The organism is Streptomyces sp. SID9727 (assembly GCF_010550605.1).
In the GTDB taxonomy this organism is placed as follows: domain Bacteria; phylum Actinomycetota; class Actinomycetes; order Streptomycetales; family Streptomycetaceae; genus Streptomyces.
The window spans coordinates 1-13,865 of the sequence record NZ_JAAGNI010000194.1 but is presented as its reverse complement, the minus strand read 5'-3'; the positions used below and the strand labels follow the sequence as shown (position 1 = coordinate 13,865).

The window sequence follows — 13,865 nt, the reverse complement described above, 5'->3', positions numbered from 1 at the left end:
GTCAATTCGCCCGGCGCCCCCGCACCGCCGCCATCTTGCCCGGGCATGTGGGTATGCCTCCGACGTGCGCTGACGGGGACTCAAGAGATCGATAAATAAGACAACATCGAGCCACTGTTCGGCGGATCCCGCCGGGCCCCCCGGATAGGGTCATGTGCCAACGCGGAGCCGCGCGCCAAGCCCGGATGGTGGAATGCAGACACGGCGAGCTTAAACCTCGCTGCCCCTCGGGGGCGTACCGGTTCGAGTCCGGTTCCGGGCACCATCGCGTACGGGGTCCCAAGCGATCACGGACCCGGAACCGGCCGCCCGGGCCATGGAAGCGGCGACGCCGGACAGCGGGAGTCCACGGGCCGGGAAACCTGATCGGTTTCGGGGCCTCCTCCTGGCAGGTTGTGCGTGTGACCGATTCGGATCAGTTCAAACATGACCTGCGGCTCTATCTCCGGGACGCCCGCGACACCTTCCTCTGGAAGCTCGACGGGCTGTCCGAGTACGACATCCGGCGGCCCCTCACCCCCACCGGTACCAACCTGCTCGGGCTCGTCAAGCATGTGGCCGGGGCCGAGGCGTTCTACCTCGGGACCGCCTTCGGCCGGCCCGTCGACGCGCCGGCGCTGTGGATCACCGGGGACGCCGAGCCGAACGCCGACCTGTGGGCCACGGCCGACGAGTCCCGCGAGGAGATCACCGGGCAGTACCGGCGGGTGTGGGCGCACTCCGACGCGACCGTCGAGGCGTTCGGTCTCGACGCGGTGGGGGTCCTCCCCGGGGAGGGCGGGCCCGAGCTGTCGCTCCACCGCGTCCTCGTCCACCTCGTCGCCGAGACCCAGCGCCACGCCGGGCACGCCGACCTCGTCCGGGAACTGATCGACGGGGCCACCGGGCTGCGGCCGGGGAGCGAGGACACGGCACCCGGTGACGAGGCATGGTGGCGCCGCCACCGGGAACGGGTGGAGGGCGCGGCCCGGGAGGCGGGCGGACGTACCGCAGGGTGACCGCGCACGGCCCGTGCCCGGGGAAAGATCCTCCTTCGGCACGAGGACGATTGCTTTGCCTACCCATTACTCTTGTGGGAAGGCCACGCTGGGTGGCCATGGAGGAGTGAGATGAGGAGCAGCAACCCGGTCTTCTCGCGACGGGGCTTCAGCCGCGACAACGGTTACGCGGGCTTCAACGCGGCACCGCAGGCCGGGGCCCCCGCAGCGGGTACCAACCCGTACGCGCAGGGCACCGCCCCGAACCCGTACGCGACGAACCCCTACGCCCCCACGGGCGCCCCCGCACCGGCCCGTACCGGCGCGATGTCGATCGACGACGTCGTCACCCGTACGGCGATGACGCTGGGCACGGTCGTGCTCGGTGCCGCGCTCGCCTGGGCGCTGCTGCCGGTGGACGAGGCCAACCTCAACAAGTCGTACGGCATCGCCATCGGCGCCGCGCTCATCGCGTTCGTGCTGTCGATGGTCCAGTCCTTCAAGCGCAAGCCCGTACCGGCGCTGATCCTCGCGTACGCCGCCTTCGAGGGTGTCTTCCTCGGCGTCATCTCCAGCGCGGTCAGCACGTACATCGGGCCCGGCGTCGTGATGCAGGCGGTGATGGGCACCATGTGTGTCTTCGCCGGAGTGCTGCTCGCGTACAAGATGCGCTGGATCCGTGTCACCCGCCGGTTCTACGGCTTCGTGATGGCCGCCGCCATGGGCTTCCTGCTCCTGATGGTCGTCAACCTGCTGTTCGCGGCCTTCGGCGGCGGTGACGGCCTCGGCTTCCGCAGCGGTGGCCTCGGCATCCTCTTCGGCGTCATCGGCATCATCCTGGGCGCCTGCTTCCTGGCCCTCGACTTCAAGCAGGTCGAGGACGGCATCGCGTACGGCGCTCCGCGCGAGGAGTCCTGGCTGGCCGCCTTCGGCCTCACCATGACCCTGGTGTGGATCTACCTGGAGATGCTGCGCCTGCTCTCCATCCTCAGCGGCGACGACTGATCGCCCGGGCGGACCCGAAGCGGCCCGCGGTCTCCTTCCGGAGGCCGCGGGCCGCTTCCGTGTGCGCGGGTGGGTAGGGTCGCGGGGTGCTCGATACGACTCCCCTGATCATCGCCGTGGACCGATTCGCCGACCGGCTGCGCGCCGCCCCGCAGAGCAGGCTGCAGCGGGGAGCGGCGGCCCGGGGCCTCGCCGTCGCGCGTGAGCTGTCGGCGCGTGCCCAGCGCGCCGAGGAACCCGGGCGGGAGCCCCGGGTGATGCCGGACGCCGGGGTGTTCGCCGTCGGCGACCAGCTCGTCGTGGCCGGCCGCGACCTGGCCGTGGCACTGGAAACGGCCCCGTCCCAGGAGCTGGACGAGGCCGTGCGATACGTCGGGGAAGCGGCCGCGCGGGCTTTCGAGTAAGGCGCGCGGCACAGGGGGAGGAGCTGCCTCCCCGGGGGCCGGGGGCCGGCGTCGGCGCGTGCTCAGAAGCTCGCTATGACGCGGTCGGCGAGTATGTACACGTTCTCCTCGCCGCACGAGAAGGTCAGCGCGTACGCCCCCGAGACGCCGGAGCCGCCCAGCAGCACCGGGTGCTCGCCCGCGCGCAGCGACTCGGCCAGGCGCTCGGCCGTCTCGCGGTGGCCGGGGGTCATACAGAGCGTCGTACCGTCGGCGAACACGTACACGTCGAGCGTGCCGAGCGGTCCCGGGCGCACGTCGGACAGCTCCGTGCGGCTGTCGGCCAGCTCCTCCAGGCGGTTCACCGTGCGCTCGTGGTCGGTGACGACGGGCGTCTGCACGGGGACGAAGTCGGGGTGCGAGGGGTGGCGGCGGCGGGCCGCGGCCAGCTCGGGGGAGTCCTCGGCGTACTCCGTCTCCGGCAGCTCCGCCAGCCCGGTCAGCTCGTCCAGGGCGTCGGCCGCTTCGAGGTCCATCGCGTCGAGGCCGGCGAAATCGCTCTGGCGGGGCATGAAGAACGGGGCGTCCTCGCCGAGACCGGCCAGCCCGCCCAGCAGGGACGGGGCGTCGGCCGCGTCGCGCGCCTCCTGCGAGGCCCAGAACGCGCGGGCCTCGGCGAGCTCCCGCTCGCGCTCCTCGGCCAGCGCCTCGGTGACGGCCGCGCGTATTTCTTCGGCGGAGGTGGTGTCGTTGCGGGTCTGCGGGGGTACAGCCGCTGTACGGGCGTACCCGTCGGCCAGCTCCTTCCGGAGCGCCGAGACCTGCCTGCGCAGCCCGTGAGCGGCGTGCAGAGCGGCGGCTCCCACAGCCGTGGCGGCGGCGGTGGTCAGCAACAGGGCAATAGGCATGGCGCTCACTGACATACTCCCGGTTTCAATCGATCCCCCGACTTCCTACATCAGCTTGTGCCCTGACGGCACCATGTGTCAGTGCATTACGTCACGAAATGGACAGGACTTTGGGCCCGGTGTAATCCCCTGTTGTAGGTGTGACCTGCGCAAACGAATCTCCCCCAGGACAAAGATCACATCCTGGGGGAGATTCGGTCACGGTCGGGGCTCGGTGGCCCGCAAGGGCCCGGAACCCGCCCTGATCAGCTCAGACGCTCGATGACCATGGCCATGCCCTGGCCGCCGCCGACGCACATGGTCTCCAGACCGAACTGCTTGTCGTGGAACTGGAGGCTGTTGATCAGCGTGCCGGTGATCCGCGCGCCGGTCATGCCGAAGGGGTGGCCGACGGCGATGGCGCCACCGTTGACGTTGACCTTCTCCAGCGGCAGGCCGAGGTCGCGGTAGGAGGGGATGACCTGGGCGGCGAACGCCTCGTTGATCTCGGCGAGGTCGATGTCGCCGACGGTCAGCCCGGCCCGCTTCAGCGCCTGCTTGCTGGCCTCGACGGGGCCATAGCCCATGATCTCGGGGGAGAGGCCGGAGACACCGGTGGAGACGATCCGGGCGAGCGGGGTCAGGCCCAGCTCGCGCGCCTTGGTGTCGGACATGATCACGAGCGCGGCGGCGCCGTCGTTGAGCGGGCAGCAGTTGCCCGCCGTGACCAGGCCGTCCGGGCGGAAGACCGGCTTCAGGCCCTGGACGCCCTCCATCGTGACGCCCGCGCGCGGGCCGTCGTCCTTGGCGACGACGGTGCCGTCCGGCGTGGTCACCGGGGTGATCTCGCGCTCCCAGAACCCGTTCTTCAGGGCCTCCTCGGCGAGGTTCTGCGACCGCACGCCGAACTCGTCCATGTCCTGACGCGTCACGCCCTTCAGCCGGGCCAGGTTCTCCGCGGTCTGGCCCATCGAGATGTAGGCGTCCGGGACCAGGCCGTCCTCGCGCGGGTCGTGCCAGCTCGCACCGGACTCCTCGGCCCGGGCGGCGGTACGCGCCTCGGCCTCCGCGAAGAGCGGGTTGTGCGTGTCCGGCAGGCTGTCCGAGTTCCCCTTGGCGAAGCGGGACACCATCTCGACACCGGCCGAGATGAAGACGTCGCCCTCGCCGGCCTTGATGGCGTGCAGGGCCATGCGGCTGGTCTGCAGGGAGGACGAGCAGTAGCGGGTGACCGTGCAGCCGGGGAGGTGGTCCATCCCCATCTGCACGGCGATGATGCGGCCCAGGTTGTTGCCCTGCTCGCCGCCGGGCAGACCGCAGCCCAGCATCAGGTCGTCGATGTCCTTCGGGTCCAGCTCGGGGACCTTGGCCAGCGCGGTCTGGATGATCGTCGCGGTCAGGTCGTCCGCGCGCAGGTCCTTGAGCGAACCCTTGAAGGCCCGGCCGATGGGCGAACGGGCGGCAGAGACGATCACGGCTTCGGGCATCACGCGGCTCCATGTGGGCTGAGGGCGGACAGGCTGCCTGAAGGATCCGGCAGACCCGGCGGTACGGCACGACTGCTCTGGAAATTACCCGGACGTAGCGCCCGGGTCACCCGACCCGGCATGTGATGCGGGCCTCTTTTCTAAGCGAGCGCTCAGTCAACGCGCCCCTCGCGGGGTGCCGCGCCTCCCTTTTCCGGGGGCCGCTCAGTCGACGCCTCCCTTCCCCGGGGGCCCGCTCAGTCGACGCCTCCCTTCCCGGGCCGCCCGCTCGGCCGGCGGACCCACGCGTGCCTCGGCGAGCCGTCCGCGTCCGGGTCCGGCCGGTGGTCGAGGCGCGTCGAGCCCCCGGGTTCCGGGTGCGGGTGCGGGTGCGGCTCCGTGGCGGCGGGCAGGCGCCGCCGCCTGCGGTGCTTGAGCAGGGCCCAGGGCGCCCGGACCCCCGTGACCTCCGTACCGGCCTCCTTGGCCGCCTGGGAGGCCGCCTTGGCCACCGGCAGCATGTTCTCGCGCCGGGCGCCGTCCAGCCGGTCCGACTCCGGCCACAGGCCGAGCACCGCGCACAGGGTCGGCAGCACCGCCATGGACGCGGTCGCGTACCCCTCGGCCGACGGGTGGTAGTTGTCCGGGCCGAACAGCTCCCGCGGGTTCTCCTCGAACTCCGGGCCCAGCAGATCCCCCAGCGACACCGTGCGCCCGCCCTGCTCCACCGTGCCGATCGTCTGGGCCGCCGCCAGCTGCCGGCTCACCCGCCGGGCCAGCCAGCGCAGCGGCTGGTACACGGGCTCGATCGTGCCCAGATCCGGACAGGTCCCGACCACGACCTCCGCTCCGGCCGTCCGCAGCCTGCGCACCGCCGTCGTCAGGCAGCGCACCGACTGCGTGGCGGGCATCCGGTGCGTCACGTCGTTCGCCCCGATCATGATCACGCACACGTCCGGCGTCCGCGCGGGGTCCGCGAGCATCAGCGAGACCTGCCGCTCCAGATCGTCCGACCGGGCGCCCGGCAACGCGACGTTGCGCAGGTCCACCGGCCGCTCGGACACCGCCGCGAGCCCCGACGCGAGCAGCGCCCCCGGGGTCTGCCCGGCCCGCCGCACCCCCTGTCCGGCCGCCGTGGAGTCCCCGAGCAGCCCGAGGCGCAAGGGCTCCGCCGGGCCCGTGAACGCCACTCCGTACCGTCCGTCCGCGCTCGGCGGGACCGGGGCGATGCCGCCGCCCACCTGCCGCTTCGCCAGCTGAACCTCCGCCAGCAGGACACCCACCGCCGCGGCGCCGAGCAGCCCGATGCCGCCCCCGCCGTAGGCCGCGCCCGCCGCGATCCGCCGTGCCACTCTCGCCGTCGACACAGTCCGGTCCACCTCCTCGTCCCACGTACCGCAGTAGAGCCGTACACAGAGCTACCTGCCCGCTACCGGCCGTTGTTCAATCGCGCCGCCCAATCCCGTGCCCGTACGCATACGCTTGCCGGACCATCTCGGAGATCCCGGAGTACACGGTGCGATACCACGATTCGATGATCAGTCTCGTAGGCAATACCCCGCTGGTGAGGCTGCGCAGTGTCACGGCCGGCATCCAGGCGACAGTCCTGGCCAAGGTCGAGTACTTCAACCCCGGCGGGTCGGTCAAGGACCGCATCGCCCTGCGCATGATCGAGGCCGCGGAACAGAGCGGCGAGCTGAAGCCCGGCGGCACGATCGTCGAACCGACGAGCGGCAACACGGGCGTCGGACTGGCGATCGTCGCGCAGCAGAAGGGGTACAAGTGCGTCTTCGTCTGCCCGGACAAGGTGTCCACGGACAAGATCAACGTACTGCGCGCCTACGGTGCCGAGGTCGTCGTCTGCCCCACGGCGGTCGACCCCGAGCACCCCGACTCGTACTACAACGTCTCCGACCGGCTGGTCCGTGAGACGCCGGGCGCCTGGAAGCCCGACCAGTACTCCAACCCGAACAACCCGCGCTCGCACTACGAGACCACCGGTCCCGAGCTGTGGGAGCAGACGGAGGGGAGGATCACCCACTTCGTGGCGGGTGTCGGGACGGGCGGCACGATCAGCGGCACCGGCCGCTATCTGAAGGAGGCCAGCGACGGCAGGGTCCAGGTCGTCGGCGCCGACCCGGAGGGCTCGGTCTACTCGGGCGGGTCCGGCCGTCCCTACCTCGTGGAGGGCGTCGGCGAGGACTTCTGGCCCTCCGCGTACGACCGCGAGGTCACCGACGAGATCGTCGCCGTGTCCGACAAGGACTCCTTCCAGATGACCCGCCGGCTCGCCAAGGAGGAGGGGCTGCTCGTCGGCGGCTCCTGCGGCATGGCGGTCGTGGGCGCCCTGGAGGTCGCGAAGCGGCTCGGGCCGGACGACGTGGTCGTCGTCCTGCTCCCGGACAGCGGGCGCGGCTACCTGTCGAAGATCTTCAACGACGAGTGGATGGCGGACTACGGCTTCCTGGAGGACACCGGCCCCTCGGCGCGGGTCGCGGACGTGCTGGACCACAAGGCGGGCCCGATCCCCACCCTCGTCCACATGCACCCGGAGGAGACGGTCGGCGAGGCGATCGACGTGCTGCGCGAGTACGGCGTCTCGCAGATGCCGATCGTGAAGCCGGGCGCGGGCCACCCGGACGTGATGGCCGCCGAGGTCATCGGCTCGGTCGTGGAGCGCGAGCTGCTGAACGCCCTGTTCGCCCAGCGCGCCTCGCTCAGCGACCCGCTGGAGAAGCACATGTCGCCGCCGCTGCCGCAGGTCGGCTCCGGCGAACCGGTCGAGGACCTGATGGCGGTGCTCGGCGGCACCGGTGCGGCCGACGCGGCGATCGTGCTGGTGGAGGGGAAGCCGAAGGGCGTCGTCAGCCGCCAGGACCTGCTGGCGTTCCTGGCGAAGGACGCTCCGGCCGGCGCGAAGTAGCCGGGTGGGCGCGCACTTCGCGGAAACGGTACGTGCGCGTCACGTGGCCGCAGCACCCGCTTAACACGGCTCGGGCACATTGGTGGGTGTCGGCGGGGAGACCCGCCGGCACCGGAACGGCGACAACGGACTACGGAGCGGCTCCCGGACCTCCACCGTCGCCCGGACGCGCCATCCGGCCCTGACCCGGACCGCGTCCCTCGCGGGGACCGCCGTCGTCCCGCCCCCTGGGAAACCGGGGGTGCGGCGGTCCCCGCGACTACCGTTCCCCCGATCCCCGCGTGGGGCTCGGGCGTGCTTCCGTCTGCTCTACGCGTGGGGCTCGGGCGTGCTCCCGTCTGCTCTACGCGTGCGGCTCGGGCGTGCTTCCGTCCGCCGCCCAGCTCGCCAGCAGGGCGATGCGCTCGGCGGTCTCCGAACCCGGCTCCGGGGTGTAGACGACCAGCGAGAGATCCGGCTCGCCGGGCACCGCCAGCGTCTCGTACGGCAGGGTCAGCGCGCCCACCACGGGGTGGGCCATCCGCTTCACCCCGTACGTCTTCGCCTTCACCTGGTGGTCCGCCCAGAGCCGGCGGAAGTCCTCGCTCTTCAGCGACAGCTCACCCACCAGCGCCGCGAGCTCCTTGTCGTCCGGGTGCAGCCCCGCGTCCAGCCGCAGATGCGCGACCGTCTCCGCCGCCACCGCCGGCCAGTCCGGATACAGCTCGCGCGCCCCCGGAGCCAGGAACGCCTGGCGCGGCATGTTCCGCTCCGCGGCCGGCATCCCGGAGAAGCCGGAGAGGGCGTCCCCCAGCGCGTTCCACGCCAGCACGTCCATCCGGCGGCCGAGCACGAAGGCGGGCGCCCGGTCGAACATGTCGAGCAGCAGCCGCAGCCCCGGGCGCACCCGGCGCACCGAGGGGCGTGCCTCCTTGCGGGCCTTGGGCCGCGCCACCGTCCGCAGGTACGCGTGCTCCGTTCCGTCGAGGCGGAGCACCCGGGCTATCGCGTCGAGCACCGCGTCCGAGACGCTGGGCCCGCGCCCCTGCTCCAGCCGGATGTAGTAGTCGACGCTCACCCCGGCGAGCTGCGCCACCTCCTCGCGCCGCAGCCCCGGAACACGCCTGCGGCCGTACGAGTTGAGCCCCACGTCCTCGGGGCTGATGCGGGCACGCCGTGAGCGCAGGAAATCTCCGAGTTCGCCGTCCATGGTCCCGATCGTAGGAGAACGGCTTTCGCCCAGCCTGGTACTGGCAGACCCAGGAACAACGCGTCCCTGGGTGGGCGGCGCCCCCCGGAGCAGGGTGGAGCCCGAGCCGGAACACCGGCCGCCACACCACACCAGGGAGCACCCCATGCCGTACGAGAACCTCGCCGACCGCACCGCCGTCATCACCGGAGCCGCCAGCGGCATGGGCGCGGCGACCGCCCGGCTGCTCGCCGCGCAGGGTGTACGGGTGGCCTTGCTGGCCCGCCGCGCTGGCCGGCTGGAGGAGCTGGCCGCGAAGATCACCGCGGACGGCGGTCAGGCCCTCGCCGTCGCCGCCGACATCACCGACCAGGCGTCCGTGGACGCGGCGGCGGACCGGGTGCACGCCGCGTTCGGCCGGGTGGACCTGGTCGTCAACGCGGCCGGGGTGATGCTGCCGAACCCCGTGGACGCGGGGCGCGCGGACGAGTGGCAGCGGATGCTCGACACCAATGTGGCCGGTGCGCTGCGCGTCATCCGGGCCTTCACCGCGGACCTGGTGGCGGTCGCCGCCGACGGCCGCACCGCCGATCTGGTCAACATCTCCTCGATCGGCGCGCACATCACGTTCCCCAACTACGCCGTCTACGGCGCCACCAAGGCCGCGCTCACCTACCTGTCGGCCTCGCTGCGCACCGAACTCGGCCCGCGCGACGTCCGCGTCACCAACATCGAGCCCGGCCTCACCGACTCGGAGCTGGCCGGGCACGTCGACAACGCGGAGCTGAGCGGGCAGCTGGACGGCATGTTCGAGGCGCTGGGCGGCCTCTCGTCCGACGAGATCGCCGACCTCATCGCGTACACCACGAGCCGCGCCCGCCACGTCAACCTGCGTCAGCTGGTCGTGCTGCCGACCCGCCAGGCGTGAGGCTCGGGCTTATCGCGGGCCCTCCCGATGGGGGTTCGGCCCTCCCGGGGCGTGCGGCTCAGCCCTCCCAGTCGGAGGTCGTCCGCCCCTCCGCGCGGCCCCGGAACAGCCGCCTGCCGTGGCCGGTCTGGAACATGTTGACGCCGACGATCCCGAGCCAGGCCACGACGAGCCCGCCGATGCCCGCCTGCGCGGCGCCGATCGCGGACAGCGGGACGGCCAGGACCAGGGAGACCACGCCGAAGCCGTAGCGCTCGCCGAAGTTCCCCAGCGGCCGGTCAGGGGTGCGCGCGCCCCGCGCGACGGCGGTCCGCTCCTCGGCGAGGTGCCGCCGGACCCTGCGGTCGAGCGTGGCGTCGAGCCGCTGCTCCACCTTCTCCAGGAACGATTCCACGAGCGCGGAGTCGTAGTCGGCCCCCAGCTCACCGCGGGCCTGCAAAGTCGCCTTGAGCTCCCTGTCGAGCTCGGTGTCGGGTGCGTCCATGGTTCTCACGGTACGGAGCCGAGGCGGCCGGGGCAGTGGGGCTAGCCCCCGGGTTCCGGGGCCGTCCGTGCGTTCGTGAAAGTCGTCCGTAACATCCGCGTGCGCCCGGGCGTGTAACTGGTGAGAGGCAGTGACAGAGGCAGCAACAGGCGCAGTACTCGGGCAGGACGAGAAGACGGACGGGGGGCCATGACGGCAGGCAGTGAGGATGTGGAGGCGTTCGACGCGTTCTACGCGGCGACCGCCAAACGCCTGGTCGCCACGGTGTACGCGATGACGGGCGATCTGGGGGAGGCGGAGGACGCGGTGCAGGAGGCGTATGTGCGGGCCTGGCAGCGGTGGGACAAGGTGTCCGCCACCGGCGACCCGCTCCCGTGGGTGCGGACCGTGGCGGTGCGGCTGTCGATCAGCACCTGGCGCCGGACGCGCGGAAGACTGCGGGCGCACTTCCGGCACGGGGCACCGGCCGACGTGCCCGGGCTCTCCGAGGACCGGGTGGCGCTGATGGGCGCGCTGGAGGAGCTGAACAGGGACCAGCGGCAGGCGGTGGTGCTGCACCACATGCTCGGCCTGCCCGTGGAGGAGGTGGCCCGGGAGACGGGGGCGTCGAACGGCGCGGTACGGACCCGGCTGCACCGGGCCCGCAGGATCCTCGGCGAAAGGCTCGCCGACACCCCGGCCGTGACGGGGCGCCAGATGACGGTACGGAGTGCGGCGGAGCGGAAGGGGCGGGTGCGGCATGGCTGAGGTCGAGGACCTGATCGAGGACGTCGCCATACGGCTGCCCGGCGCCGAGGACATCCGCGCCCGGGGGCAGCGGCGGCGCACCCGCGCCCGTGCGGTCCGGGGAGGCGCGGCGGGCGCGCTCGTCCTGGCGGCGGCCGGAGCGTGGGGCCTGCTCCTCCCGGCGGACGGGCCCGAGGCCCGGCAGACGGTCACCACCACGACGGCCAACCCCTTCCGGACGGCGGACGGAGAGGTCGTGATGCGCCGGGCCGACGAGCTCCCGGGGTACGCGACCTGGCACTGGAAGGAGGCCGCGAGCCTTCCCGGGGGCGCCGGACCGCGTAGCGACGCCCTGCCCCAGGTGGGGCTCGACGGTGCCTGCCCCGCCTCCTTCGTCCCGGCGGACGAGCCGGGCCAGCAGCGGTACTCCCTGCTCTACGCGGGCAGCGGCCACGCCTTGGCCCAGCACCGGATCATCGAGTACGAGGCCATCACGTCCGCCCGGTCCCAGGTGACGGCCCTGCGCGGGGCGATGGAGCGGTGCGGGCTGCACTCCGCGTCGCCGACCGCGCGGGAGAGGGAGGAGGGCAGCACGGTGTGGTCCGGCACGGTGGACGACGGCCGGACGCTCCGGGTCACCGTGAGGCGGTGGAAGTCCTGGGTGTCGGTCGAGGAGGTGCTGCACGGCACGCCCGCCGGCTGACCGGCCCGGCTGCATATGGACATGCAGACACCTTGCTGGCTGAATGGATTCGTCGGCGCCGGGCCGCGGCGCGGCGGATCTACCGAGGGGACAGGATGAGCGGGAGCAGCCCGGCCGCGCGGTTGCAGGAGCTGTTCGAGGGGCGCCGGCTCACGCCCACGCAGCGGCGCATCGCGCACTCGATGGTGCGCAGGGCCGGAGACGCCCCGTTCCTCTCCAGCGTCGAACTGGCAGAGCTGGCCGGGGTCAGCCAGCCCTCCGTCACCCGGTTCGCCGTCGCGCTCGGATTCGACGGCTACCCCGCGCTGCGCAAGCACCTGCGCGAGGTCGCCCCGGCCGGGTCGGAGGCGGGCGAGGGCGGCGAGACGTACAACGAGTACCAGCAGGCGGTGCTCGGGGAGATCGAGAACCTGCGCCACCTGGCCGAGCTCCTCGCCGACCCGGGGCCCGTCGAGCGGGCGGGCCGACTGCTCGCCGCGTCCCGTCCGCTGCCGGTGCTGGGCCTGCGTGCGGCGTCCTCGCAGGCGCGCGGGTTCGGGTACTTCGCGGCGAAGGTGCACCCGGACGTGCGGGTGCTCGACGAGGGCGGCAGCATGCTGCACGACCGGATCGACGCCGCCCGACGGGCCGGGGCGACGGCGCTGATCTGCTTCGCCCTGCCCCGCCACCCGCGCGAGGTCGTGGACGCCCTCGCGTACGCGCGCGGCCAGGGGCTCACCGTGGTGTCGGTGGCCGACTCCGCGTTCGCGCCGGTGGCCCGCCACAGCGACCTGCTCATCCCGGCTGCCGTGGGCACCGGCCTCGCCTTCGACACCGCCTGCGCCCCGATGCTGCTGGGCCGGGTCCTCCTGGAGGCCATGTGCGACGCCCTGCCCGACGCCCAGGCCCGCCTGGAGGAGTTCGACGCGGGGGCGGCGGCGCGGGGGCTGTTCGTGGAGTAGCGCGTGGGGCGGGACCGGACCCCGGTCCCGCCCCGGCGGCGGAGCCGCTGCCTCAGACCTCCAGGTCCGCCTCGATCTTCTTCAGCTGGTGGCGGGCCATCGCCAGGTTCGCCCGGCCGGCGTCGAGGACCAGGTAGAGGAACAGGCCGTTGTTGCCGCGGGTCTTGAGGAGGCGGATCAGGTGGTACTGGGTGCCCAGGGTGATGAGGATGTCCTCGATCTCGTCCTTGATGCCCAGGTGCTCCATGGTGCGGAGCTTGGCGCGTACGACGTCGGTGTTGCCGGCCGCCGCGACCTCCAGGTTGAAGTCCTTGCCGCCGCCGAGCGTGCCCAGCGCCATGCCGCTCGTGTAGTCGACGAGGGCGACACCGGTGGTGCCCTCGATGGACGACATCGCTTCCTTCAGTGACGCTTCGGTGTTCGCCATGAGTGGTGCTCCCTTTCTCTGACCGGCCACTGCGGCCGGTTCCGTTGCGTGGTGCGGGTGGTGCGCGAGACGTCAGTGGGCTCAGGTCGGGCGTTGCGGCAGGGCGCCCGGCTGCTGCGGGGCGCGTGGCGCGGGGGCCGGCTGCGGGGCCCGGGCCAGGGCGCGGTCGATCAGTTCGCCGACACGGGAGCCGGCCCGGCGGCCCTCCAGATGGAGGCGGCCGACGTTGATCCGGTCCTCGGCGAGCAGGGTCAGGACGGCCTGGGACCCTGCCGCGTACGTCGCGATGTAGCCCGTCTCGCCGCGTACGAGGAGCTCGCGGAAGCCGTTGCGCCCGGTCGCCTCGGTCATCCGGATCGCGACGCCGAGCGCGGCGGCGGTGAGCGCGGCGACCCCCTCGGCCTCGACGCCCGGGGTGTCGTGCGCCAGGACGAGCCCGTCGGTGCTGGCCGCCAGGGCGCCGGAGAGGAGCGGGACCCGTGCCCGTAACCGCTGGAGCTCGGCGAGGACGTCCTGCGCTTCGGCTTCGGGCACCATCAGCTGTCTCCTTCCGGCACGCTGTCTGAGCGCGCGTATCACAGGGCCTCCAATGCGTCTCGGAGCCGGCGCAGCAGGGCGACGTCGGGGTCGGCCGTGACCTCGGGGAACGCGGTCCGGCCCGGGTCCGGGGCGCCCGGGGCCGCAGGCGGCACCGGCTCGACCAGACCGGCCGCCGCGAGCCGCCGCAGGTCGACCAGGACGTGGAACGCGGACCTGCCGAGCTCCTGCGCGATGCCGGTGGCCGTACGCACCCCGTCCACGCGCTCCAGCACGCGGCGCCGCCCCACCGGCACGGGCGCGTCGGACG

Annotated in this window: 15 protein-coding genes, 1 tRNA gene and 1 pseudogene; 9 read left to right on the top strand and 8 right to left on the bottom strand. The window is 72.7% G+C overall.

All coding sequences use genetic code 11. The features are described 5' to 3' along the window. Window positions 1-179 precede the first annotated feature (179 nt). The 4 genes from G3I41_RS13200 to G3I41_RS13185 all read left to right on the top strand — a co-directional run bounded on the left by G3I41_RS13200 (window position 180) and on the right by G3I41_RS13185 (window position 2,386). Window positions 180-265: transfer RNA gene (locus G3I41_RS13200), tRNA-Leu, on the top strand. A 136-nt stretch (window positions 266-401) separates the two neighbouring features. After that, window positions 402-998, top strand: a complete 597-nt coding sequence (locus G3I41_RS13195) for a DinB family protein (protein ID WP_164400401.1) — start codon at window positions 402-404, stop codon at window positions 996-998. 111 nt (window positions 999-1,109) lie between these two features. Then, window positions 1,110-1,982, top strand: coding sequence for a Bax inhibitor-1/YccA family protein (locus G3I41_RS13190; protein WP_164400400.1), 873 nt, complete (start codon window positions 1,110-1,112; stop codon window positions 1,980-1,982). Window positions 1,983-2,068: 86 nt separating this feature from the next. Beyond that, window positions 2,069-2,386: a hypothetical protein gene (locus tag G3I41_RS13185; RefSeq protein ID WP_164400399.1), complete on the top strand. Its 318-nt coding sequence runs from the start codon at window positions 2,069-2,071 to the stop codon at window positions 2,384-2,386. Window positions 2,387-2,448: 62 nt separating this feature from the next. Here the strand turns inward: G3I41_RS13185 and G3I41_RS13180 are convergent, their stop codons facing one another. The 3 genes from G3I41_RS13180 to G3I41_RS13170 all read right to left on the bottom strand — a co-directional run bounded on the left by G3I41_RS13180 (window position 2,449) and on the right by G3I41_RS13170 (window position 6,070). Next, window positions 2,449-3,273 (bottom strand): hypothetical protein, encoded by an 825-nt coding sequence (locus G3I41_RS13180; RefSeq protein ID WP_239081607.1) that lies wholly within the window; start codon window positions 3,271-3,273, stop codon window positions 2,449-2,451. A 245-nt stretch (window positions 3,274-3,518) separates the two neighbouring features. Beyond that, window positions 3,519-4,739, bottom strand: a complete 1,221-nt coding sequence (locus G3I41_RS13175; protein WP_164400398.1) for an acetyl-CoA C-acetyltransferase — start codon at window positions 4,737-4,739, stop codon at window positions 3,519-3,521. Between the two features lie 236 nt (window positions 4,740-4,975). Further along, window positions 4,976-6,070, bottom strand: a complete 1,095-nt coding sequence (locus G3I41_RS13170) for an SGNH/GDSL hydrolase family protein (protein WP_164400417.1) — start codon at window positions 6,068-6,070, stop codon at window positions 4,976-4,978. A 164-nt stretch (window positions 6,071-6,234) separates the two neighbouring features. Here G3I41_RS13170 and G3I41_RS13165 point away from each other — a divergent pair, with 164 nt between their 5' ends. Next, window positions 6,235-7,641, top strand: coding sequence for a cystathionine beta-synthase (locus G3I41_RS13165; RefSeq protein WP_164400397.1), 1,407 nt, complete (start codon window positions 6,235-6,237; stop codon window positions 7,639-7,641). Window positions 7,642-7,984: 343 nt separating this feature from the next. On the opposite strand, the gene G3I41_RS13160 is transcribed toward G3I41_RS13165, so the two are convergent. After that, window positions 7,985-8,830, bottom strand: a complete 846-nt coding sequence (locus G3I41_RS13160; RefSeq protein ID WP_164400396.1) for a helix-turn-helix transcriptional regulator — start codon at window positions 8,828-8,830, stop codon at window positions 7,985-7,987. Window positions 8,831-8,975: 145 nt separating this feature from the next. On the opposite strand from G3I41_RS13160, the gene G3I41_RS13155 reads away from it, so the two are divergent. Further along, complete coding sequence (locus G3I41_RS13155) at window positions 8,976-9,737, top strand: SDR family oxidoreductase (protein ID WP_164400395.1); 762 nt, start codon at window positions 8,976-8,978, stop codon at window positions 9,735-9,737. Window positions 9,738-9,795: 58 nt separating this feature from the next. On the opposite strand, the gene G3I41_RS13150 is transcribed toward G3I41_RS13155, so the two are convergent. Beyond that, window positions 9,796-10,221, bottom strand: coding sequence for a hypothetical protein (locus G3I41_RS13150; protein ID WP_164400394.1), 426 nt, complete (start codon window positions 10,219-10,221; stop codon window positions 9,796-9,798). A gap of 189 nt (window positions 10,222-10,410) precedes the next feature. Here G3I41_RS13150 and G3I41_RS13145 point away from each other — a divergent pair, with 189 nt between their 5' ends. The 3 genes from G3I41_RS13145 to G3I41_RS13135 all read left to right on the top strand — a co-directional run bounded on the left by G3I41_RS13145 (window position 10,411) and on the right by G3I41_RS13135 (window position 12,591). After that, on the top strand, window positions 10,411-10,968 hold the full coding sequence (locus tag G3I41_RS13145) for a SigE family RNA polymerase sigma factor (RefSeq protein WP_164400393.1): 558 nt from the start codon (window positions 10,411-10,413) through the stop codon (window positions 10,966-10,968). After that, a complete protein-coding gene (locus G3I41_RS13140; protein ID WP_164400392.1) occupies window positions 10,961-11,650 on the top strand; it encodes a hypothetical protein in 690 nt (229 codons plus the stop codon). The genes G3I41_RS13145 and G3I41_RS13140 overlap by 8 nt, the downstream gene beginning before the upstream one ends. Window positions 11,651-11,745: 95 nt before the next feature. Beyond that, a complete protein-coding gene (locus tag G3I41_RS13135; RefSeq protein ID WP_164400391.1) occupies window positions 11,746-12,591 on the top strand; it encodes a MurR/RpiR family transcriptional regulator in 846 nt (281 codons plus the stop codon). A gap of 52 nt (window positions 12,592-12,643) precedes the next feature. Here G3I41_RS13135 and G3I41_RS13130 read toward each other — a convergent pair whose 3' ends face one another. The 3 genes and pseudogenes from G3I41_RS13130 to G3I41_RS13120 form a co-directional block, all read right to left on the bottom strand. Then, the gene (locus tag G3I41_RS13130) at window positions 12,644-13,018 is read right to left on the bottom strand and encodes a hypothetical protein (RefSeq protein WP_164400390.1); all 375 of its coding nucleotides are present in this window, start codon (window positions 13,016-13,018) and stop codon (window positions 12,644-12,646) included. Window positions 13,019-13,099: 81 nt separating this feature from the next. Then, window positions 13,100-13,555, bottom strand: a complete 456-nt coding sequence (locus G3I41_RS13125) for a roadblock/LC7 domain-containing protein (protein WP_164400389.1) — start codon at window positions 13,553-13,555, stop codon at window positions 13,100-13,102. Window positions 13,556-13,593: 38 nt separating this feature from the next. Then, a pseudogene (locus G3I41_RS13120) lies at window positions 13,594-13,865 on the bottom strand (transcriptional regulator); the annotation flags it as partial.

Coding starts and splice junctions, on each gene's coding strand:
- G3I41_RS13180 (WP_239081607.1), bottom strand. CDS start 3,273: ATGCCTATTGCCCTGTTGCTGACCACCGCCGCCGCCACGGCTGTGGGA.
- G3I41_RS13130 (WP_164400390.1), bottom strand. CDS start 13,018: ATGGCGAACACCGAAGCGTCACTGAAGGAAGCGATGTCGTCCATCGAG.
- G3I41_RS13140 (WP_164400392.1), top strand. CDS start 10,961: ATGGCTGAGGTCGAGGACCTGATCGAGGACGTCGCCATACGGCTGCCC.
- G3I41_RS13175 (WP_164400398.1), bottom strand. CDS start 4,739: ATGCCCGAAGCCGTGATCGTCTCTGCCGCCCGTTCGCCCATCGGCCGG.
- G3I41_RS13125 (WP_164400389.1), bottom strand. CDS start 13,555: ATGGTGCCCGAAGCCGAAGCGCAGGACGTCCTCGCCGAGCTCCAGCGG.
- G3I41_RS13150 (WP_164400394.1), bottom strand. CDS start 10,221: ATGGACGCACCCGACACCGAGCTCGACAGGGAGCTCAAGGCGACTTTG.
- G3I41_RS13155 (WP_164400395.1), top strand. CDS start 8,976: ATGCCGTACGAGAACCTCGCCGACCGCACCGCCGTCATCACCGGAGCC.
- G3I41_RS13145 (WP_164400393.1), top strand. CDS start 10,411: ATGACGGCAGGCAGTGAGGATGTGGAGGCGTTCGACGCGTTCTACGCG.
- G3I41_RS13190 (WP_164400400.1), top strand. CDS start 1,110: ATGAGGAGCAGCAACCCGGTCTTCTCGCGACGGGGCTTCAGCCGCGAC.
- G3I41_RS13135 (WP_164400391.1), top strand. CDS start 11,746: ATGAGCGGGAGCAGCCCGGCCGCGCGGTTGCAGGAGCTGTTCGAGGGG.
- G3I41_RS13160 (WP_164400396.1), bottom strand. CDS start 8,830: ATGGACGGCGAACTCGGAGATTTCCTGCGCTCACGGCGTGCCCGCATC.